General features: G+C 71.6%; 15 protein-coding genes, 1 tRNA gene and 1 pseudogene. 12 read left to right on the top strand and 5 right to left on the bottom strand.

The window, feature by feature from the left end; all coding sequences use genetic code 11:
* Nucleotides 1–77: 77 nt before the first annotated feature.
* On the top strand, nt 78–1052 hold the full coding sequence (locus ACNNMR_RS06770) for a GlxA family transcriptional regulator (RefSeq protein WP_419993605.1): 975 nt from the start codon (nt 78–80) through the stop codon (nt 1050–1052).
* A gap of 120 nt (nt 1053–1172) precedes the next feature.
* A pseudogene (locus tag ACNNMR_RS06765) lies at nt 1173–2228 on the top strand (CobW family GTP-binding protein); the annotation flags it as partial.
* Nucleotides 2229–2277: 49 nt separating this feature from the next.
* On the opposite strand, the gene ACNNMR_RS06760 reads toward ACNNMR_RS06765, so the two are convergent.
* Nucleotides 2278–2362: transfer RNA gene (locus ACNNMR_RS06760), tRNA-Leu, on the bottom strand.
* Nucleotides 2363–2494: 132 nt separating this feature from the next.
* On the opposite strand from ACNNMR_RS06760, the gene ACNNMR_RS06755 reads away from it, so the two are divergent.
* From ACNNMR_RS06755 to ACNNMR_RS06745, 3 genes are all read left to right on the top strand, one after another.
* Nucleotides 2495–3817 carry a M20/M25/M40 family metallo-hydrolase gene (locus ACNNMR_RS06755; RefSeq protein ID WP_419993604.1) on the top strand — a complete coding sequence of 441 codons (1323 nt, stop codon included), beginning with the start codon at nt 2495–2497 and terminating at the stop codon, nt 3815–3817.
* Between the two features lie 187 nt (nt 3818–4004).
* Nucleotides 4005–4238 (top strand): chaplin, encoded by a 234-nt coding sequence (locus tag ACNNMR_RS06750; RefSeq protein WP_165240222.1) that lies wholly within the window; start codon nt 4005–4007, stop codon nt 4236–4238.
* Between the two features lie 136 nt (nt 4239–4374).
* Entirely contained in the window at nt 4375–5106 is a 732-nt protein-coding gene (locus ACNNMR_RS06745; RefSeq protein WP_419993603.1) for a chaplin, read from the top strand.
* A gap of 69 nt (nt 5107–5175) precedes the next feature.
* Here the strand turns inward: ACNNMR_RS06745 and ACNNMR_RS06740 are convergent, their stop codons facing one another.
* A complete protein-coding gene (locus ACNNMR_RS06740; protein ID WP_165240224.1) occupies nt 5176–5364 on the bottom strand; it encodes a DUF5703 family protein in 189 nt (62 codons plus the stop codon).
* Nucleotides 5365–5411: 47 nt separating this feature from the next.
* On the opposite strand from ACNNMR_RS06740, the gene ACNNMR_RS06735 reads away from it, so the two are divergent.
* Nucleotides 5412–6203, top strand: a complete 792-nt coding sequence (locus tag ACNNMR_RS06735; protein ID WP_419993602.1) for a hypothetical protein — start codon at nt 5412–5414, stop codon at nt 6201–6203.
* Nucleotides 6204–6338: 135 nt separating this feature from the next.
* Here the strand turns inward: ACNNMR_RS06735 and ACNNMR_RS06730 are convergent, their stop codons facing one another.
* Together ACNNMR_RS06730 and ACNNMR_RS06725 are read right to left on the bottom strand one after the other, a co-directional pair.
* Entirely contained in the window at nt 6339–8642 is a 2304-nt protein-coding gene (locus ACNNMR_RS06730; protein WP_420000277.1) for a helix-hairpin-helix domain-containing protein, read from the bottom strand.
* 92 nt (nt 8643–8734) lie between these two features.
* The gene (locus ACNNMR_RS06725) at nt 8735–9718 is read right to left on the bottom strand and encodes an aldo/keto reductase (RefSeq protein WP_419993601.1); all 984 of its coding nucleotides are present in this window, start codon (nt 9716–9718) and stop codon (nt 8735–8737) included.
* A gap of 144 nt (nt 9719–9862) precedes the next feature.
* Here ACNNMR_RS06725 and ACNNMR_RS06720 point away from each other — a divergent pair, with 144 nt between their 5' ends.
* Together ACNNMR_RS06720 and ACNNMR_RS06715 are read left to right on the top strand one after the other, a co-directional pair.
* Nucleotides 9863–10912: an LLM class F420-dependent oxidoreductase gene (locus ACNNMR_RS06720; RefSeq protein WP_419993600.1), complete on the top strand. Its 1050-nt coding sequence runs from the start codon at nt 9863–9865 to the stop codon at nt 10910–10912.
* Between the two features lie 227 nt (nt 10913–11139).
* Nucleotides 11140–11931 (top strand): ferritin-like domain-containing protein, encoded by a 792-nt coding sequence (locus tag ACNNMR_RS06715; protein WP_419993599.1) that lies wholly within the window; start codon nt 11140–11142, stop codon nt 11929–11931.
* Between the two features lie 19 nt (nt 11932–11950).
* Here ACNNMR_RS06715 and corA read toward each other — a convergent pair whose 3' ends face one another.
* Entirely contained in the window at nt 11951–12958 is a 1008-nt protein-coding gene (corA, locus tag ACNNMR_RS06710) for a magnesium/cobalt transporter CorA (protein ID WP_419993598.1), read from the bottom strand.
* 47 nt (nt 12959–13005) lie between these two features.
* Here corA and ACNNMR_RS06705 point away from each other — a divergent pair, with 47 nt between their 5' ends.
* From ACNNMR_RS06705 to mshC, 4 genes are all read left to right on the top strand, one after another.
* Complete coding sequence (locus ACNNMR_RS06705) at nt 13006–13704, top strand: histidine phosphatase family protein (protein ID WP_419993597.1); 699 nt, start codon at nt 13006–13008, stop codon at nt 13702–13704.
* Nucleotides 13705–13776: 72 nt separating this feature from the next.
* The gene (locus ACNNMR_RS06700; protein ID WP_419993596.1) at nt 13777–14367 is read left to right on the top strand and encodes a DUF3090 domain-containing protein; all 591 of its coding nucleotides are present in this window, start codon (nt 13777–13779) and stop codon (nt 14365–14367) included.
* The gene (locus tag ACNNMR_RS06695) at nt 14331–15158 is read left to right on the top strand and encodes an SCO1664 family protein (RefSeq protein WP_419993595.1); all 828 of its coding nucleotides are present in this window, start codon (nt 14331–14333) and stop codon (nt 15156–15158) included. Before ACNNMR_RS06700 ends, ACNNMR_RS06695 begins: the two co-directional genes overlap by 37 nt.
* 50 nt (nt 15159–15208) lie before the next feature.
* Nucleotides 15209–16441 (top strand): cysteine--1-D-myo-inosityl 2-amino-2-deoxy-alpha-D-glucopyranoside ligase, encoded by a 1233-nt coding sequence (gene mshC / locus ACNNMR_RS06690; protein WP_419993594.1) that lies wholly within the window; start codon nt 15209–15211, stop codon nt 16439–16441.
* Nucleotides 16442–16539: the final 98 nt, after the last annotated feature.

The raw sequence follows: 16539 nt of genomic DNA, 5'->3' as shown, positions 1-16539 counted from the left end.
GGCGGGTGGGGCGCCGGTCCACAGTGTCCGGCTCCGGTGGCCGAATCAGCGAGAAATCCGGCCGTAGCCTGGACCGCATGACAGGGGAGCACGCCGCCGATCCTCGCGCCGTGGTCATCGTCGTATATCCGGGAGTTCTGGGCCTGGACGTCGTAGGCCCGCTTGAGGTGTTCGCACTGGCCAACCGCTTCGGGGCGGCTCCCGCGTACGCCACATCCCTCACATCGACGACCGGTGGGACGGTCACGGCCTCGTCCGGGCTGACCATCGGCAGCGAGCCCCTCGGCACTGTAGGGATGCCACTCGACACCCTGGTCGTGGCCGGGGGTTACGGCATAGGCCAGGCAATCGGCGACCGGGACCTCATCGACTGGTTACGCGGCTCAGCCGGGTCGGCGCGACGGGTGACGTCGGTGTGCACCGGTGCATTGCTGCTGGCCCAGGCGGGTCTGCTGGACAGCCGCAGGGCGACCACGCACTGGTCGCTCTACGAAGCACTCGCGAGAAACCACCCGTCGATCGACGTCGAGACCGGCCCCGTCTACGTACGCGACGGCAACGTGTGGACGTCGGGAGGCGTCACCGCCGGCATGGACCTCGCCCTGGCCCTCGTCGAACACGACCACGGTCCTGAACTGGCCCTGAGAGTGGCGCGCGAAATGGTGATGTTCGTCCACCGCCCGGGAGGCTTCCCCCAGATCAGCGCCCAGCTCCAAGTCCGCCGCCCGACGCGTGAACCGCTCCGCGCGCTCCTGGCCTTCATCGCCGAGCATCCCGAGGCCGACCTTTCGGTGCCCGCCCTTGCCCGCCGCTGCGCGATGAGCGTACGAGCGTTCAGCCGGGTCTTCCGCGGGCAAACGGGCACCACGCCCGCGGCGTTCGTACAGACAAGCCGAGTCGAAGCCGCCCGGCGCCTGCTCCAGACCAGCGATGCCACCTTCGAGGAGATCGCCCGGGCCTGCGGATTCCGCACGGTCGCGACGATGCACCGCACGTTTCAGCGGGCGATCGGCACGACTCCGGGCCGATTCAGGCCGCAGCGGAGTCCTTAGCGCGGTGCCCCGTTCCCGTTCTCCTAGGCTGGGGGACGGCCTCGAAGCCGCGAGGCCGGGACGCCGTAACGTCGCGCCGGATGCGCGCGCTCCCGCCCGTTCTGTCCAGGAGGCACCCCGTTGAGCAGCAAGCCGATCCCCGTCATCGTCCTCGCGGGCTTCCTGGGATCGGGTAAGACCACCCTCCTGAATCGGCTGCTGCGGTCCAGTGACGGCACCCGCATCGCGGCCGTGGTGAACGACTTCGGCAGCATCGAGATCGACGCGATGGCGGTGGCCGGCCAGGTGGACGCGATGGTCTCGCTGGGCAATGGCTGCCTGTGCTGTGCCGTCGATTCCAGCGAGCTGGACGCGTGTCTGGACCAGCTGGCCGGCACCGGGCGGGTGGATGTGATCGTCGTCGAGGCCAGCGGACTGGCCGAGCCGGTGGAGCTGGTGCGCATGATCCTGGCCGGCGAGAACCCGCGACTGGAATACGGCGGCCTGATCGAGGTGGTGGACGCGGCGGAGTTCGACGCCACCCGGGCCCGGCATCCGGAGCTGGACCGGCACCTGGGGGCGGCCGACATGATCGTCCTCAACAAGGCCGACCGGGTGGGCCAGGAAGCCCTGGACCGGCTGCGGACGACGGTGGCGGCGCTGAGCCGCCGCGGCGCCCCGGTGCTCCAGACGTCGTACGGCCGCATCGACCCGGAGCTCCTCTTCGACCCGCGCCCGCGCGACTCCGGGATGCGGCAGCTGTCCTTCGCGGACCTGCTGGCCCACGAGGACGACCCGCACGACGACGACCACAGCGGGCACGCACACACGCTGTACGAGAGCGTGGCATTCACCTCCACGGAACCGCTGCACCCGCGCCGCCTGCTGAACTTCCTCGACCGCCGCACCGCCGGCCTGTACCGCATCAAGGGCTACGTCCACTTCCCGGCATCCACATTCGACCAGCGCTACACCCTGCACGCCGTGGGCTCCTTCCTGCGCTTCACCCCCGCCCCCGCCCCAGCCCCCGCCGCGTCCCGGCACGGAGGCGACCGACCGGCAACGGAGCTGGTACTGATCGGCGCAGGCATCGACACCGCCGCCGTACACCGTGACCTGGCCGCCTGCCGCACCACGGAAGCCGCGGACCCGGAGGAAACCGAGCAGGCCATGTGGGCCGTGCAGAGCTACGTAGAAAACGCAAACAGCGCCGACCGGGAACCGGCCGACGCCTTGGATGATCTTGTGTCCGAGGGGGGACTTGAACCCCCACGCCCGATAAAGGGCACTAGCACCTCAAGCTAGCGCGTCTGCCATTCCGCCACCCGGACTTGGGCTGTCGTTTGTTGCGACGTGGTGAACCTTAGCAAAGAACCGGGGGTGCGCGATCACCCGCCCTTGGGCTGTGCAGCGTGGCGAGGCAGGATGGAGGCGGCAGACCCGCACGACACCAGGAGGTATCGGTGAGCCAGGAGCCCGCCCGTAAAGTCAGCGGTGAGGACGAGGTCGTCGATCTGTGCCGGGATCTCATCCGGATCGACACCAGTAACTACGGTGACCACTCCGGGCCGGGGGAGCGCGCCGCCGCCGAGTACGTGGCGGAGAAGCTCGCCGAGGTCGGCCTTGAGCCGGAGATCTTCGAGTCGGCGCCGGGGCGCGCCTCGACAGTCGCGCGGATCGAGGGCGAGGACCGGTCGCGGCCGGCGCTGCTCATCCATGGGCATACGGATGTGGTGCCCGCCAATGCCGATGACTGGACCCATCATCCGTTCTCCGGCGAGATCGCCGACGGGTGCGTCTGGGGCCGTGGCGCCGTCGACATGAAGGACATGGACGCCATGACCCTCGCGGTCGTCCGCGACCGCCTGCGCAGCGGCCGCAAGCCGCCGCGGGACGTCGTGCTCGCCTTCCTCGCCGATGAGGAGGCGGGGGGTGTTTACGGGGCCAAGCATCTCGTCCAGAAGAAGCCGGAGCTCTTCGAAGGGGTCACCGAGGCGATCGGGGAGGTCGGCGGGTTCTCCTTTACCGTCAACGAGGATGTGCGGCTCTACCTCATCGAGACTGCCCAGAAGGGCATGCACTGGATGAAGCTCACCGTCGACGGGACGGCCGGGCACGGGTCCATGACCAACACCGACAACGCCATCACCGAGCTCAGCGAGGCCGTCGCGCGGCTCGGGCGGCACAAGTTCCCGGTGCGGCTGACCAAGTCCGTGCGCGGGTTCCTCGACGAGCTCGGCGACGCCCTCGGGGTCGAGCTGGACCCCGAGGACATGGACGCCACCCTCGCCAAGCTCGGCGGCATCGCCAAGATCATCGGGGCTACGCTCCGTAACACCGCCAATCCGACGATGCTCGGGTCCGGCTACAAGGTCAATGTCATCCCCGGGCAGGCCACGGCGCATGTCGACGGGCGATTCCTGCCCGGATACGAGGAGGAGTTCCTCGCCGATCTCGACCGTCTGCTCGGACCGCGGGTGAAGCGGGAGGACGTACACGCCGACAAGGCGCTCGAGACGACCTTCGACGGGGCGCTGGTCGAGGCGATGTCGTCGGCGCTGAAGGCCGAGGACCCGATCGCGCGGGCGGTGCCGTACACGCTCTCCGGCGGGACCGACGCCAAGTCCTTCGACGACCTCGGCATCCGCTGCTTCGGCTTCGCGCCGCTGCAGCTGCCGCCGGAGCTGGACTTCGCGGGGATGTTCCATGGGGTGGACGAGCGGGTGCCGGTGGACGGGCTGAAGTTCGGGGTGCGGGTGCTGGACCGCTTCCTGGACGCCTGCTGAGGCGTCACCGGCGTAACAAGAACACCTGTGGGCCCGGCCGTTGATCGGTCGGGCCCACAGTCGTACGTACGTCTCCATACAGACTGAAATGGGTGAACCACACCATAGGTTCGTAGCTTGATTGCTCCGTCTTCGTTGCAAAGGGTGCGGTCCGCGGCTGGGACCGCACCATCAATGAGGAGGAAGAATGATCAAGAAGGTTGTCGCCGCTGCGGCTGCCACCGGTGGCCTCGTACTCGCTGGCGCGGGTCTGGCCGTCGCTGACTCGGGCGCCCAGGGCGCGGCCGTCGGTTCCCCCGGCGTCGCCTCCGGCAATGTCGTCCAGGTGCCGGTTGACCTGTCGCTGAACGCGTGCGGGAACACCGTGAATGTCATCGGCCTGCTGAACCCCGCCGCTGGCAACACCTGCATCAACAAGTGACGTTGCACGTCTGCCCGTAAGGGTACGACTCGGCGGCCCCGGAGTGTGTACGCACGCTCCGGGGCTCGCTGGGTACTCAGCGGACGGGCCGTCACCCGTCCGCTTCCAGCAAGGTAAGTAAGGCAGGGAACGACCCATGCGACATGTCGCAAGGAAGAGCCTGATCACCGTGGCCGCCGCGGGCGGTGTGCTCGCCGCCGCGAGTGGTTACGCGGCCGCGGACTCCGGGGCGAAAGGCGCGACGGCCGACTCGCCCGGCGTCGGCTCCGGCAACCTCGTGCAGGTGCCGGTCCATGTGCCGATCAACGTCTGCGGGAACACCGTCAGCGTCGGCGGTCTGCTGAATCCGGCCGAGGGCAACTCGTGCGTCAACAAGGGCGGCGGTGCCGACCAGGGCGGCGGGGGGTCGGCTGGGCGCGGCGGCGCGTCCGCGGACGGTTCCGCGCAGGGCTCGCCGGGCATCGCCTCCGGCAATGCCGTGCAGGCGCCGGTGGACGTGCCGATCAATGTCTGCGGCAACTCCGTCACGGCGGTCGGCGTCGGCAATGCCGCCACCGGCAACGACTGCGGTAACGCAGCGCAGCCGAGCCCGCCGAAGGACCGCGAGCCGGAGCAGCCCCCGGGCAAGCCCGACACGCCCGACAACCCGGGCAAGCCCAAGCCGCCGGCGAAGCCGGACACGCCCGACACCCCGGACGACCGGACGCCGAAGCCGGAGCCGGTCACGCACGAGACGCAGCCCGGCGGCGGGCAGCTCGCGCAGACCGGTTCCGACAACCGTGACCTGCTCGGCATCGGGCTGCCGGTCGCGGGCGGCCTGCTGGCCGCGGGCACGGTGCTGTACCGGCGGTCGCGCGCGGCAGCGTAAGGCGCCGCGTGTGGGCATGACGTACGGGGACGGGGCGGGTGCCGATAGGGCCCGCCCCGTCGCCGTGCGTCACCAGGTGGCGCGTAGCTGACGGATGATCCTGCGGCGCAGCCGCACCCTGCGGCTGCCGTCCGGCAGCAGGCGCAGCCGGTCCAACTCCCAGTGTCCGTACTCTGCGTGGTCGGTCAGTAGCTTGGTCGCCGCGGTCCGGGTCACCCCACGCGGCACGTACACATCGCGAAACTCGTATTCCGGCATCGCATCCATTGTGCGGAATGGCCCCCTCTACGGATAGCGTCTGCACTATGTCTGATGCTGCGCAGCCCACCGCTGCCGAGGTACGCGCCGCCGCGGAGGCGCTCAAAGCCGCGCTCGACCGCCATCTGGCGGCGGTCGAGAACCGGTCGGGCGAGGACGACTCGGCCGTCTACTCCGCCTTCGAGAAGCTGGCCGCCGCAGCTGAGGCGTATGACGAGCTGCTCTACGACGTCCACGACGAGGTCACGCCCTTCGAGATCCCGAGCAGCGACACGCTGCCCGCGTACACCGGTCCCGAGGAGCCGAGCGCGCTCAGCGTGCTGATCCGCCGGGACTACGCGGTCGTGGACTCCCACCGGCTGCTCGCCCAGGCGCAGCGCATCGCGGACCTCGATCCCGATGTGGAGATCGCCTCTGGGGGCGGTGGTGAGGACGAGGAGTCCGGCGAGCGCGTCGGCAAGAGCATGACGGCGGCGCTCGGCGTCCTCTTCGGCGAGTACGAGCCGGACGAGATCGCGTCGCGCCATCTCGAGCTGGGGCTCGCGGAGGGGGACTCCACGGTGTGGGTGGCGGCTTCGGAGGAGCCGTCGGAGCCGGGGGAGTGGCTGTCGGCGCCGTTCGACGCGGCTGATCCGGCGCAGGTGATCTGCCGCTTTGATGTGAGTGCGGCTTTTGATGAGGAGCTGGATATCGAGGAGGGGGAGCTCGAGGAGGAGGAACTCGAGGAGGAGGAACTCGAGGAGGAGGAACTCGAGGAGGAGGACGACACGGAGTCGGACTCCCTCGACGACCTCGACAACGGGGACGATGACTTGGAGCCGCTGGACAGCGGGCGCTGACTGCTTGGGCGCACGCGCCGCGCCGCTTGGGCGGACGGGCCGCCGTGGGGCGGCACGGGCGGGCAAGCGGCCCGCACCCGCCCTCCCCAACCCGCACCGAGACCAACCCGTGCGCCGCGGCGGCGCGACCTCAGCTCACTCGGCGACCGCGACCGGTTGCGGGCGCAGCAGCTCGCGCAAGCGAGTCGTGCGCTCGCGCCCCGGCACCTCGGCGATCGCCCGCGCCAGAGCGGGCCCCGCCCCGTGCACCACGGACAGATGCCGCTCACCGCGACCGAACGCCGTGTACGCCCACGAGCGGGTCAGCGCCCGCTCCGTACCCGGATCCCCGGGGACGACCACGACCGCCGCCGGCCACCGCCGCCCCGCGGCCTGATGCGCGGTGAGCGCCCACCCATGCCGTACGGCGCCGCCCGCGACGGCGTCCGGGCGGATCGTGAGCGGCTCCTGACGGCCCGGGCAGCGCAGCCGCAGACCTTGGTCGTCGGCCGACGCCACGGAGCCGAGCAGCGCGCGGCCCGGCGCCGGTACGTACACGACCCGGTCACCCGCGTCGAAGCCGCCGAATTTCCCCGGGCCAGGGTTGATCCGCTCCTTGAGCGCCGCATTGAGTGCGCGGGTCCCGGCCGCGCCGCCGTGGCCGACCGCGATCACCTGCACCTCGCCGGCCGGAACGCCGAAGGCGCGCGGCACCGAGTCGGCGACCAGCTGCACCGCCCGGTGCACGGCCTCGGCGGCATCGCGGGCCGGCACGATGACGACCTCCTTACCGGGCGCCTCGACCTCGGCCAGCTCGCCGATCCCGATCCCGGAGACGAGCTCACCGATGGGCCCGGGATCCGGGGTCCGCGACACGATGGCGGGGCAACCGCGGGCGGCGGCGAGGTCGGCGAACACGCGTCCTGGGCCGGTCGCTTCGAGCCCTGCGGGATCCCCGCTGAGCACGAGCCGGGCGCCGTCGGGCAACGCCTCCACGAGCGCGGCGGCGGCCTCGACATCGAGCAGCGGCGCGTCGGTGACCGCGAGGAGGTCGAGTGCGAGCACGCCTTCGGCGTCGAAACCGGGGCCTTCGGAGCCGGCGAGGAGGCCGGAGATGGTGACGGCGGCCGGGGCCGGCTGCGGGGCCGAGCCCGTCGTGGCGGGAGCCGGCTGCGCGGACGCGCTCTCGCCGAGCAGTTCGGCCATACGGGCCCGGCCCTCGAGGGTGTGGGAAGCGGTGTACGCGCGCAGTCCGAGGGACCTTGCGGCGCTCACCAGCGCGGCGGGTTCGGCGCGGGCCGCCTCGCCGCCGGAGTGCAGCACGAGTCCTGCGGCGGCGGCAGCACGGATCAGCTCCGCTGCGGATGGCGACGGGGCGGAGCCGGCGGCTGCGTCCCAGTCGCTCGGGGCGGGGGCCTCCGCCTCCGCGGTGCTCGCCGTCGCGAAGGTGGACACCAAGCGCGTGAGGCCGTCTGCCAGGCCCTCTTCGGCTACGGCCAGGCGCTCGAGGCCCAGGAGGATGCGTACGGGCTGGTGCTCCTCGCCGTCCTCGTCCGCCACTGGTTCGGCGGTGGCGTCCGGCTCCTGGAAGACCAGGGCGGTGCCTGCCTCTACGGCTGCGCGGACCGCGGCCTCCGGGTCCGGCACCGCGTTCTGGCCGAGGGCTCGCTGGAGGACTGAAGTCTCCAGTGCTGTGTGGCCCTTGACGGCGGCCTGCTCCAGCAGCCAGCCGACGAGGGCCGCTGCGCGGCGGTCGTCGGCCGGACCGCAATCCGCGCCTAGTAGGGCGCGGGCGAAGCCGTCGGCTTGCTCGGGGCGGATGCCGGGGACGGTGAGCAGCTCCCATGGGTCGGCGCGCAGCGCGTCGGCCGCGCCGGGGCCGAGGGACCTGGCGACCTGGGGGGCGAGGGCCTCCGGCGCGCCGCCGGAGGTGAGCACCTCGCGTACGGCTGCGATGGTCGACTCGTCCGCGGGGCCGGGCTCGGGCCCGGGTTCGGGGCCGGTGAGGGCGGCGCCGGGCGATGCGGAGGCGCCACGTGCCGCGGGCACGGAGGCCGCGGGGCGCGGCTGTGGGCGCGGCCGGGGCTCGGCGTAGAACGACGAGGCGTCGCGCTCGCCGCGCTCCACCGCGCGCACCGCCGCGAGCAGATCCGCGGCCTGGCCGCTGAGCGCCTTCCCGGCCTCGACGGGGATACGCTCCCTGCGGGCCTCCTCCGCCGCGCCTCCGTCCCCGGCCGCGTCCCCCTCGGCGCCGGCCGCGTCCTCCTCGGTGCCGGCCGCGTCGCCGTCCGCGGGTCCGGCGGTGCCCGCCCCTCCCGCCCGGCGGGACGCCCGCCCACCGTCTTGCGGCTGCCCGCCGCCGTCGCCGGACGCGGCGCTGCCTTGCGGCTCCTCGCCGCCGTCCGCGCCGGGGGCGGCGTCCGTGGCGCCGCCTTGCGGCTGCTCGTCGCCGTCCGCCACCGCCGGTGCGCCCCCGACGCTCGTCGGATCCGTACCTTCCGGGGCATCCGCCGCGGGCGCGGCGTCCGCGGGGTGTGGGGCGGTCGGGTCGGTCACAGGGTGCTCCAGTCCTGGTCCGGGTAGCGGTGTAGGGGGGCTGAGACGTCGTCCAGCGCCTGGCAGATCTCGACTGGAAGCGTAAGGCCCTCCACTGACAACGCCGCGGAGAGCTGCTCGGCGTTGCGCGCGCCGATTACTGGGGCGGCTACGCCGGGGCGGTCGCGGATCCAGGCCAGGGCGACCTCCAGGGGAGACACCGCCAGGCCGTCCGCCGCCGTGGCCACCGCATCCACGATGCGGCTCGCGTCCTCGTCCAGGTACGGGGCGACGAAGGGCGCCATGTGCTCCGACGCGCCGCGCGAGTCGGGCGGCAGCTCGTCATTGCGGTACTTGCCCGTGAGGACCCCGCGGCCCAGCGGGGACGAGGGGAGCAGGCCCACGCCCAGGTCGAGCGCCGCCGGGAGCACCTCGCGTTCGATGCCGCGCTGCAGCAGTGAATACTCCATCTGCGTCGACGCCAGCTTGGTACGGCCCGCGGCCGCCTGCTGCCACGTGGCAGCCTTCGCCAGCTGCCAGCCGCAGAAGTTGCTCACGCCCACATACCGGGCGCGGCCGCTCGCCACCGCGATGTCCAGGGCCTGCAGCGTCTCGTCCAGGGGCGTGGCCGGGTCGAAGGCGTGCACCTGCCACAGGTCGACGTGGTCCGTGCCCAGGCGCTCCAGCGACGCGTCCAGCGCCGCCAGCAGATGGCCGCGCGAGCCGTCGAAGCGGCGGTCCGGGTCGGGCACGCTGCCCGCCTTCGTGGCGATGACCAGGTCGCGGCGCGGGACCAGGTCGCCGAGCAGCCGGCCGAGCAGATACTCCGACCCGCCGTCGGAATACACGTCGGCCGTGTCGACGAGCGTGCCGCCCGCCTGCCAGAACGTCTTCAGCTGCGCCGCAGCGTCGCTCTCACCCGTGTCCCGCCCCCAGGTGAGGGTGCCGAGTCCTATCCGGGACACGCGAAGGCCCGTACGGCCGAGATGCCTGAGCTCCATGTGCGTTGAGATTACTGGGCCGGGGCCCCGCCCCGCGTCACCCTGTGGACAACTCCGCCCGGGACGCCCCCTGACGCGTCCCCGCCCGGCGCGCTAGAGTCCGCCACAGAACACGTTACTCGTTAGTAAGGGACAGGTGTGCGCATGCGGCTCGGCATCAATCTCGGCTACTGGGGCGCCGGCATGGACGCGGACAATCTCGCGGTCGCCAAGGAGGCCGACCGCCTCGGCTACGACGTCTGCTGGGCCGCCGAGGCGTACGGCTCCGACGCCGCCACCGTCCTCTCCTGGGTGGCCGCCCAGACCGAGCGGATCGACATCGGCTCCGCCATCTTCCAGATCCCGGCCCGCACCCCGGCGATGACCGCCATGACCGCTGCCACCCTCGACAGCCTCTCCGGCGGCCGCTTCCGCCTCGGCCTCGGCGTCTCCGGGCCGCAGGTCTCCGAGGGCTGGTACGGGCAGAAGTTCGACAAGCCGCTCGCCCGCACCCGCGAGTACGTGGAGATCGTCCGCAAGGCCATGAGCCGCGAGCGCCTCACCCACGAGGGCGAGCACTGGACGCTGCCGCTGCCGGACGGCCCCGGCAAGCCGATCAAGCTCATCGTGCACCCGGTCCGCGAGCGGATCCCGCTCTACATCGCCGCCATCGGCCCGAAGAACCTGGAGCAGACCGGCGAGATCGCCGACGGTGCTCTGCTGATCTTCTGCGCGCCCGAGCACGTCGAGGAGACCGCCCTCACCCACCTGCGGGCGGGCCGTACCAAGGCCGGCAAGGACCTCGACGGCTTCGACGTCGTGCCCACCGTCCCGCTCGCCGTCGGCGACGACCCCCGCGCGCTCGGCGACCAGTTCCGCCCGTACACCGCCCTCTACGTCGGCGGCATGGGCAGCAGGAAGCAGAACTTCTACAACCAGCTGGCGCAGCGCATGGGTTACGAGAAGGAGGCCGCCGAGATCCAGGAGAAATACCTGGCCGGCGACAAGGAGGGCGCCGCCGCGGCGGTGCCCCACGAGCTGATCGACTCGACCACCCTGCTCGGCCCGGTCGAGCGCATCGCCGACCGGATGCAGGCCTACGCCGCCGCCGGCGTGACCAATCTGTCGCTCGCCCCGGCCGGATTCTCGCTCGAGGAGCGGCTCGCCGGGCTGCGCGCGGGGGTCGAGGCGCTGGAGCGCGCCGGGGTCGCATAAGACCGACCCGTTTAAGACCGACCCGTATAAGAAGAGAAGCCTGCGGCCGTGGTGGGGGCTCGGGGGGTCTTCCCCGCCACGGCCGTCACCCAGCTCAACGCGTCATCGCCGGATCGGTTACGGCTTCCTCCTTTTGGCGGAGTCCGCTTCCTGGCCTGTTGCGCCTTTCAGCACACCGTATTTCACTCGACATTCGGGTAGATGTTGTGTTCGCAAGGAGGCAGCGCATGCTCTCGGCCAAGGCGATCTACCAGGAGATCCTCGACCACGACGAATCCTTCCGGCTGTTCTGCTCGATCGCCGCCGCGGGCGAGGCGCAGGGGGGCTGGGAAAACGCCCGCATCGCAGCCCTGGTCCCCGACTCGTACCGCGAGCTGGCCCCGAAGGTCGTACGCCACGGCGCCGACGAGGACAAGCACGGCCGCATCTTCAATGCGCTCCTCAAGAAGCGCGGCCTCGAGCCCGTCACCGTCCCCGGCGAGACCGACTACACCATGCTGCTCGAAGGCATCGGCATCGGCCTCGCCCACGACCAGCTGCGCCGCGACGACCAGCTCAGTGAGCGCGACATCATCGTCTACCTGGCGCACAGCCGGGTCACCGAGCAGCGCGCCAGCGAGCAGATGCAGCAGCTGCTGAAGCTCTTCGGCGACCACCCGGACGTCGGCCGGGCGGTGCGGATGATCTCCCACGACGAGGACAACCACCTCGCGTACTGCAATGAGGAGCTGCTGGCCCTCGCCAAGGCCGGGCACGCCCGCCTCATTCAGCGCACGCTCCGGGAATCCGCGCTCGCCGAGATCCGCATTTACCGCGACGTCAGCCATGCCGTGATGCAGCACATGGCCCGCATCCTGGAATGGCCGGCAGCCAAGCGGACCGCCATCAGCGCGGGCATCGCCGGCGCGTACGGCTATGAGCGGTCCGGCGGCTGGCGGCGCATGGTGAAGCTGAAGATGCCCGAGCACCGCAACGCCCTCGGCGGCCCACCCCCGGCGGCGGAGCAGGTGCCGGCATAAGGGCCACCGCCAGCCGGCTTCACAACCACCCGCGGTTCTTGAAGAAGCGATACAGCAGCCCCACCGCCACGACCATCAGCGTCAGCACCGCCGGATAGCCCCACACCCACTTGAGCTCCGGCATGTGCACGAAGTTCATCCCGTAGATGGACCCGATCACCGTGGGCGCGGCGGCCATCGCGGCGTACGCGGAGATGCGCCGCATGTCGTCGTTCTGGCGCACCCCGGTCTGTGCGAGATGGGCCTGGAGTACGTCCGTGACCAGCCGGTCAATCGACTCCACGTGCTCGGTGACGCGGATCAGGTGGTCGCTGACATCGCGGAAGAACGGCCGCGCGACCTCGGGCACATGCGGCACGGCGGCCCGCGCGAGGCGCTGCATCGGCTCGATGAGGCCGAAGGTGACGCGGCGGAATTCCAGGGTCTGGCGCTTGAAGTTGTAGATGAGGGCGGCGGTGTTCGTGCTGTTCCGGCCGCTGCGCGTGGAGGTCGGCTGGAAGACCTGCTCCTCCAGCTGGCTCAGGTCGTCGTGGAGCTCGTCCGCCACGTCCAGGTAGTTGTCGACGACGGCGTCGCAGACCGCGTACATCACCGCCGTCGGGCCGTGCGTGAGCACGTCAGGGGTCTGCTCCAGGCGGGCGCGCACCGTGCCCAGGGGGTTGGCGGGGCCGTGCCGGACGGTGATCACGAAGGAGTCGCCGAGGAAGACGTTGATCTCGCCCACGTGCACGGTGTCGCTCGGCTCGTCGTACCGCACCGGCTTCAGGACCAGGTAGAGCGCTTCGTCGTAGAGCTCCAGCTTCGGCCGCTGGTGGGCGTTGAGGGCGTCCTCGACGGCCAGCGGATGCAGCCGCACCTGCCGGGTCACCTCGGCGAACTCCGCCTCGGTCGGCTCGTGCAGCCCCAGCCACACGAACGCGTCCGGGTCCTTCAGCGCCGCGGCGTAGGCCACGGCGAAGTCCGCCTTGCCCCCGCTCGCGCGGCGGCCGTCCCGGTACAGCGCGCAGTCCACGATCACACTGTTCATTTTTGCGCTTTCCCGCCGTCCACGCCCACCGTCGTACGCTGGCTGCCATGCCCACGCTGCTCCTTCTCCGGCACGGCCGGTCCACCGCCAACACCCGGGGCGTCCTCGCCGGCCGCGCCCCCGGCGTGCCCCTGGACGAGCGCGGCACCGAACAGGCCGCCGCGCTGCCCGGGCGCCTCGCCGGCCTCCCGCTGGCCGCGATCGTCACCAGCCCGCTCGAGCGCTGCCAGGAGACGCTGCGCCCGCTGCGCGCCGCGCTCCCGGACACCCCGGTGCACACCGACGAGCGGATCGGCGAGTGCGACTACGGCGAGTGGACGGGCCGCAAGCTCGCCGAGCTCGCCGAGGAGCCGCTGATGCGCACCGTCCAGGTGCACCCCTCCGCCGCGGCCTTCCCCGGCGGCGAGTCGATGCGCGCGATGCAGGCGCGCGCGGTCGAGGCGGTACGGGACTGGAACGAGCGCATTGAGGCGGAGCACGGCGCCGGCGCGGTCTACCTGATGTGCTCGCACGGCGACATCATCAAGTCCGTGCTCGCCGACGCCCTCGGCCTGCACCTGGACCTCTTCCAGCGCATCGCCGTAGCGCCCTGCTCGGTCTCCGCCGTCAGCTACACGCCGATACGCCCGTTCGTGGTCCGCGTCGGCGATACGGGCGAACTCGCGGGCCTGGCCCCCGCCGAGGAGGGCCCCAAGGAGGGCGGCGAGTCCGATGCCGCCGTCGGCGGCGGTGCCGGCACATCGTGATCGACGGGCGCAGTAGGGTGGCTGGGCCAGTCAGGCCGAATGAGAACGTACGACGAGCAATCGGAGCAGGACGTGCCTCGTGAGGTGTACCTCTTTGACCCGCCGGACCGCTTCGTCGCGGGCACGGTAGGTCTGCCCGGTCGCCGCACCTTCTATCTGCAGGCGTCGAGCGGCAACCGTACGACCAGCGTCGCGCTGGAGAAGGCCCAGGTGGTGGCGCTCGCCGAGCGCATCGACGAGCTCCTGGACGAGGTGGTACGGCGCACCGGCGGGTCCACCGCCGTCCCCGCCGTGGCGCCTTCGGAGCTGAGCGACAGCGCGCCGCTGGACAATCCCGTGGAGGAGGAGTTCAGGGTCGGCACCATGGCGCTGGCCTGGGACGGCGACGCCGAGCGGATGATCGTCGAGGCGCAGGCGCTGGTCGAGCTGGACGCCGACTCCGACGAGGACCTGGCGGCCGCCGAGGAGGCGCTGCTCCAGGACGACGAGAACGGCCCGCCGATGCTGCGGGTGCACCTCACCGGCCAGATGGCGCGGGCCTTCGCCAAGCGCGCCCACGAGGTGGTCAATGCCGGCCGCCCGCCCTGCCCGCTGTGCAGCCTGCCGCTCGACCCGGAGGGACACGTATGTCCGCGCCAGAACGGATACCGCCGCGGCGAGTGAGCCCCGCCTCGTACGACCTGCTGAAGAACGGCGAGCTCACCGTCGTCGGCCGGATCCGCGAGTCGTCGAACTCGGCGCTGCTGTGCACGATCGAGGACGGCGGCACCAAGGCCGAGTGCGTGTACAAGCCGGTGGCCGGGGAGCGCCCGCTGTGGGACTTCCCCGACGGCACCCTCGCGCAGCGGGAGGTGGCGGCGTACGAGATGTCGCGGGCGAGCGGCTGGGATCTCGTCCCGCCGACGCTGCTGCGGGACGGGCCGTACGGCGAGGGCATGTGCCAGCTGTGGATCGACGCCGCGGAGGAGGGAAACGAGCTGCTCGCCCTGGTCGAGGGCGAGGAGCCGGGAGAGGGCTGGAAGGCGGTCGGCTTCGCCGACGTGGGCGGCGGGCGTACGGCGCTGCTGGTGCACGCGGATGACGAGCGGCTGCGCCGGCTGGCCGTACTGGACGCGGTGATCAACAACGCGGACCGGAAGGGCGGGCACCTGCTGCCGACCGCGGACGGCCACCTTTATGCGATCGATCACGGCGTGACCTTCAACGCGGAGGACAAGCTGCGGACCCTGCTGTGGGGCTGGGCGGGGGAGCCGCTGCCGGAGGAGATCACGGCGGTGCTGCGGCGCCTGGGCGGCGAGCTGGCGGACGGTGCGCCGCTGGCCACCCGACTGGCCGCCTTGATCACGGCGGCCGAGCTGGCGGCCGTACGGGAGCGCCTGGCGGCGCTGCTCGCGACGGGGCGGCATCCGGAGCCGAGCGGGAACTGGCCGGCGATTCCCTGGCCGCCGATCTAGGTCATGATCCGAGGTGTAGGGCCTATGACCTGACGGTTAGGCTCATGGGTATGTATGCCTGGCCCGCTTCCGAGGTCCCCGCGCTGCCTGGCGCCGGCAAGGACCTGAGGATCCATGACACCGCGACCGGCGAGCTCACGACGCTCGCGCCCGGTCCCGTCGCCCGCCTTTACGTCTGCGGCATCACGCCGTACGACGCCACCCACATTGGGCACGCGGCGACGTACAACGCCTTCGACCTCGTGCAGCGGGTCTGGCTGGACAACAAGCGGCACCAGGTCGATTACGTGCAGAACGTCACCGACATCGACGATCCGCTGCTGGAGCGGGCGGTGCGCGACGGCGAGGACTGGACCGGGCTGGCGGAGCGGGAGACGGCGCTCTTCCGGGAGGACATGACGGCGCTGCGGATGCTGCCGCCGAAGCACTATGTGGGTGCGGTCGAGGCCATACCGCGGATCGTGCCGATGGTGGAGCGGCTGCGGGCGGCGGGGGCCGCGTACGACCTCGAAGGGGATGTCTACTTCTCGGTCGAGGCCGATCCGCACTTCGGGTCGGTGTCGGGGCTGGATGCCGCCGCGATGCGTCTGCTCTCGGCCGAGCGGGGCGGGGATCCCGACCGGGTCGGGAAGAAGAATCCGCTCGATCCGCTGCTGTGGCAGGCCGCGCGCGAAGGGGAGCCGTCGTGGGACGGGGCCTCGCTGGGGGATGGGCGGCCCGGGTGGCACATCGAGTGTGTGGTCATCGCGCTTGAGCATCTCGGGATGGGCTTCGATCTGCAGGGGGGCGGGTCGGATCTGGCGTTCCCGCACCATGAGATGGGGGCTTCGCATGCGCAGGCACTGACCGGGGAGTATCCGTACGCGAAGGCGTATGTGCATGCCGGGATGGTCGGGCTCGACGGCGAGAAGATGTCGAAGTCCAAGGGGAACTTGGTCTTTGTGTCGCAGCTGCGCCGGGATGGGGTGGAGCCGGCGGCGATTCGGCTGGCGCTGCTGTCGCGGCATTACCGGGCGGACTGGGAGTGGACGGCTTCGGTCCTGTCGGAGGCGGAGCGGCGGCTGGCCCGGTGGCGGGCGGCGGTGTCGCGGCCTGACGGGGCTCCTGCGGAGGGCTGCATCGAGGAGGTACGAGCGGCGCTGGCGGACGATCTGGATGCGCCTGCCGCGCTGGCGGCGGTCGACCGCTGGGCGGAGCTGCAGATCGAGGAGGGCGGCTCGGATCCGGGTGCGCCGGGACTGGTGTCGCGCGCGGTGGACGCGCTGCTTGGGGTCGCGCTTTAGGTGAGCCCACCCGCCCGCCCGTTGCTGTGTGCGATGGGTGGGCGGGTTGCGTTCGGGTCGTACGGAGGGCTGTGCCCGCCCGCCCGTTGCTCCCAACG

The sequence above is a fragment of the Streptomyces boninensis genome, from assembly GCF_048572725.1.
In the GTDB taxonomy this organism is placed as follows: domain Bacteria; phylum Actinomycetota; class Actinomycetes; order Streptomycetales; family Streptomycetaceae; genus Streptomyces; species Streptomyces boninensis.
The sequence above is the reverse complement of the archived record's forward strand: the minus strand, read 5'-3'. Positions and strand labels throughout refer to the sequence as shown.

Coding starts and splice junctions, on each gene's coding strand:
- ACNNMR_RS06770 (WP_419993605.1), top strand. CDS start 78: ATGACAGGGGAGCACGCCGCCGATCCTCGCGCCGTGGTCATCGTCGTA.
- ACNNMR_RS06750 (WP_165240222.1), top strand. CDS start 4,005: ATGATCAAGAAGGTTGTCGCCGCTGCGGCTGCCACCGGTGGCCTCGTA.
- ACNNMR_RS06745 (WP_419993603.1), top strand. CDS start 4,375: ATGCGACATGTCGCAAGGAAGAGCCTGATCACCGTGGCCGCCGCGGGC.
- ACNNMR_RS06740 (WP_165240224.1), bottom strand. CDS start 5,364: ATGCCGGAATACGAGTTTCGCGATGTGTACGTGCCGCGTGGGGTGACC.
- ACNNMR_RS06735 (WP_419993602.1), top strand. CDS start 5,412: ATGTCTGATGCTGCGCAGCCCACCGCTGCCGAGGTACGCGCCGCCGCG.
- ACNNMR_RS06725 (WP_419993601.1), bottom strand. CDS start 9,718: ATGGAGCTCAGGCATCTCGGCCGTACGGGCCTTCGCGTGTCCCGGATA.
- ACNNMR_RS06720 (WP_419993600.1), top strand. CDS start 9,863: ATGCGGCTCGGCATCAATCTCGGCTACTGGGGCGCCGGCATGGACGCG.
- ACNNMR_RS06715 (WP_419993599.1), top strand. CDS start 11,140: ATGCTCTCGGCCAAGGCGATCTACCAGGAGATCCTCGACCACGACGAA.
- corA (WP_419993598.1), bottom strand. CDS start 12,958: ATGAACAGTGTGATCGTGGACTGCGCGCTGTACCGGGACGGCCGCCGC.
- ACNNMR_RS06705 (WP_419993597.1), top strand. CDS start 13,006: ATGCCCACGCTGCTCCTTCTCCGGCACGGCCGGTCCACCGCCAACACC.
- ACNNMR_RS06695 (WP_419993595.1), top strand. CDS start 14,331: ATGTCCGCGCCAGAACGGATACCGCCGCGGCGAGTGAGCCCCGCCTCG.
- mshC (WP_419993594.1), top strand. CDS start 15,209: ATGTATGCCTGGCCCGCTTCCGAGGTCCCCGCGCTGCCTGGCGCCGGC.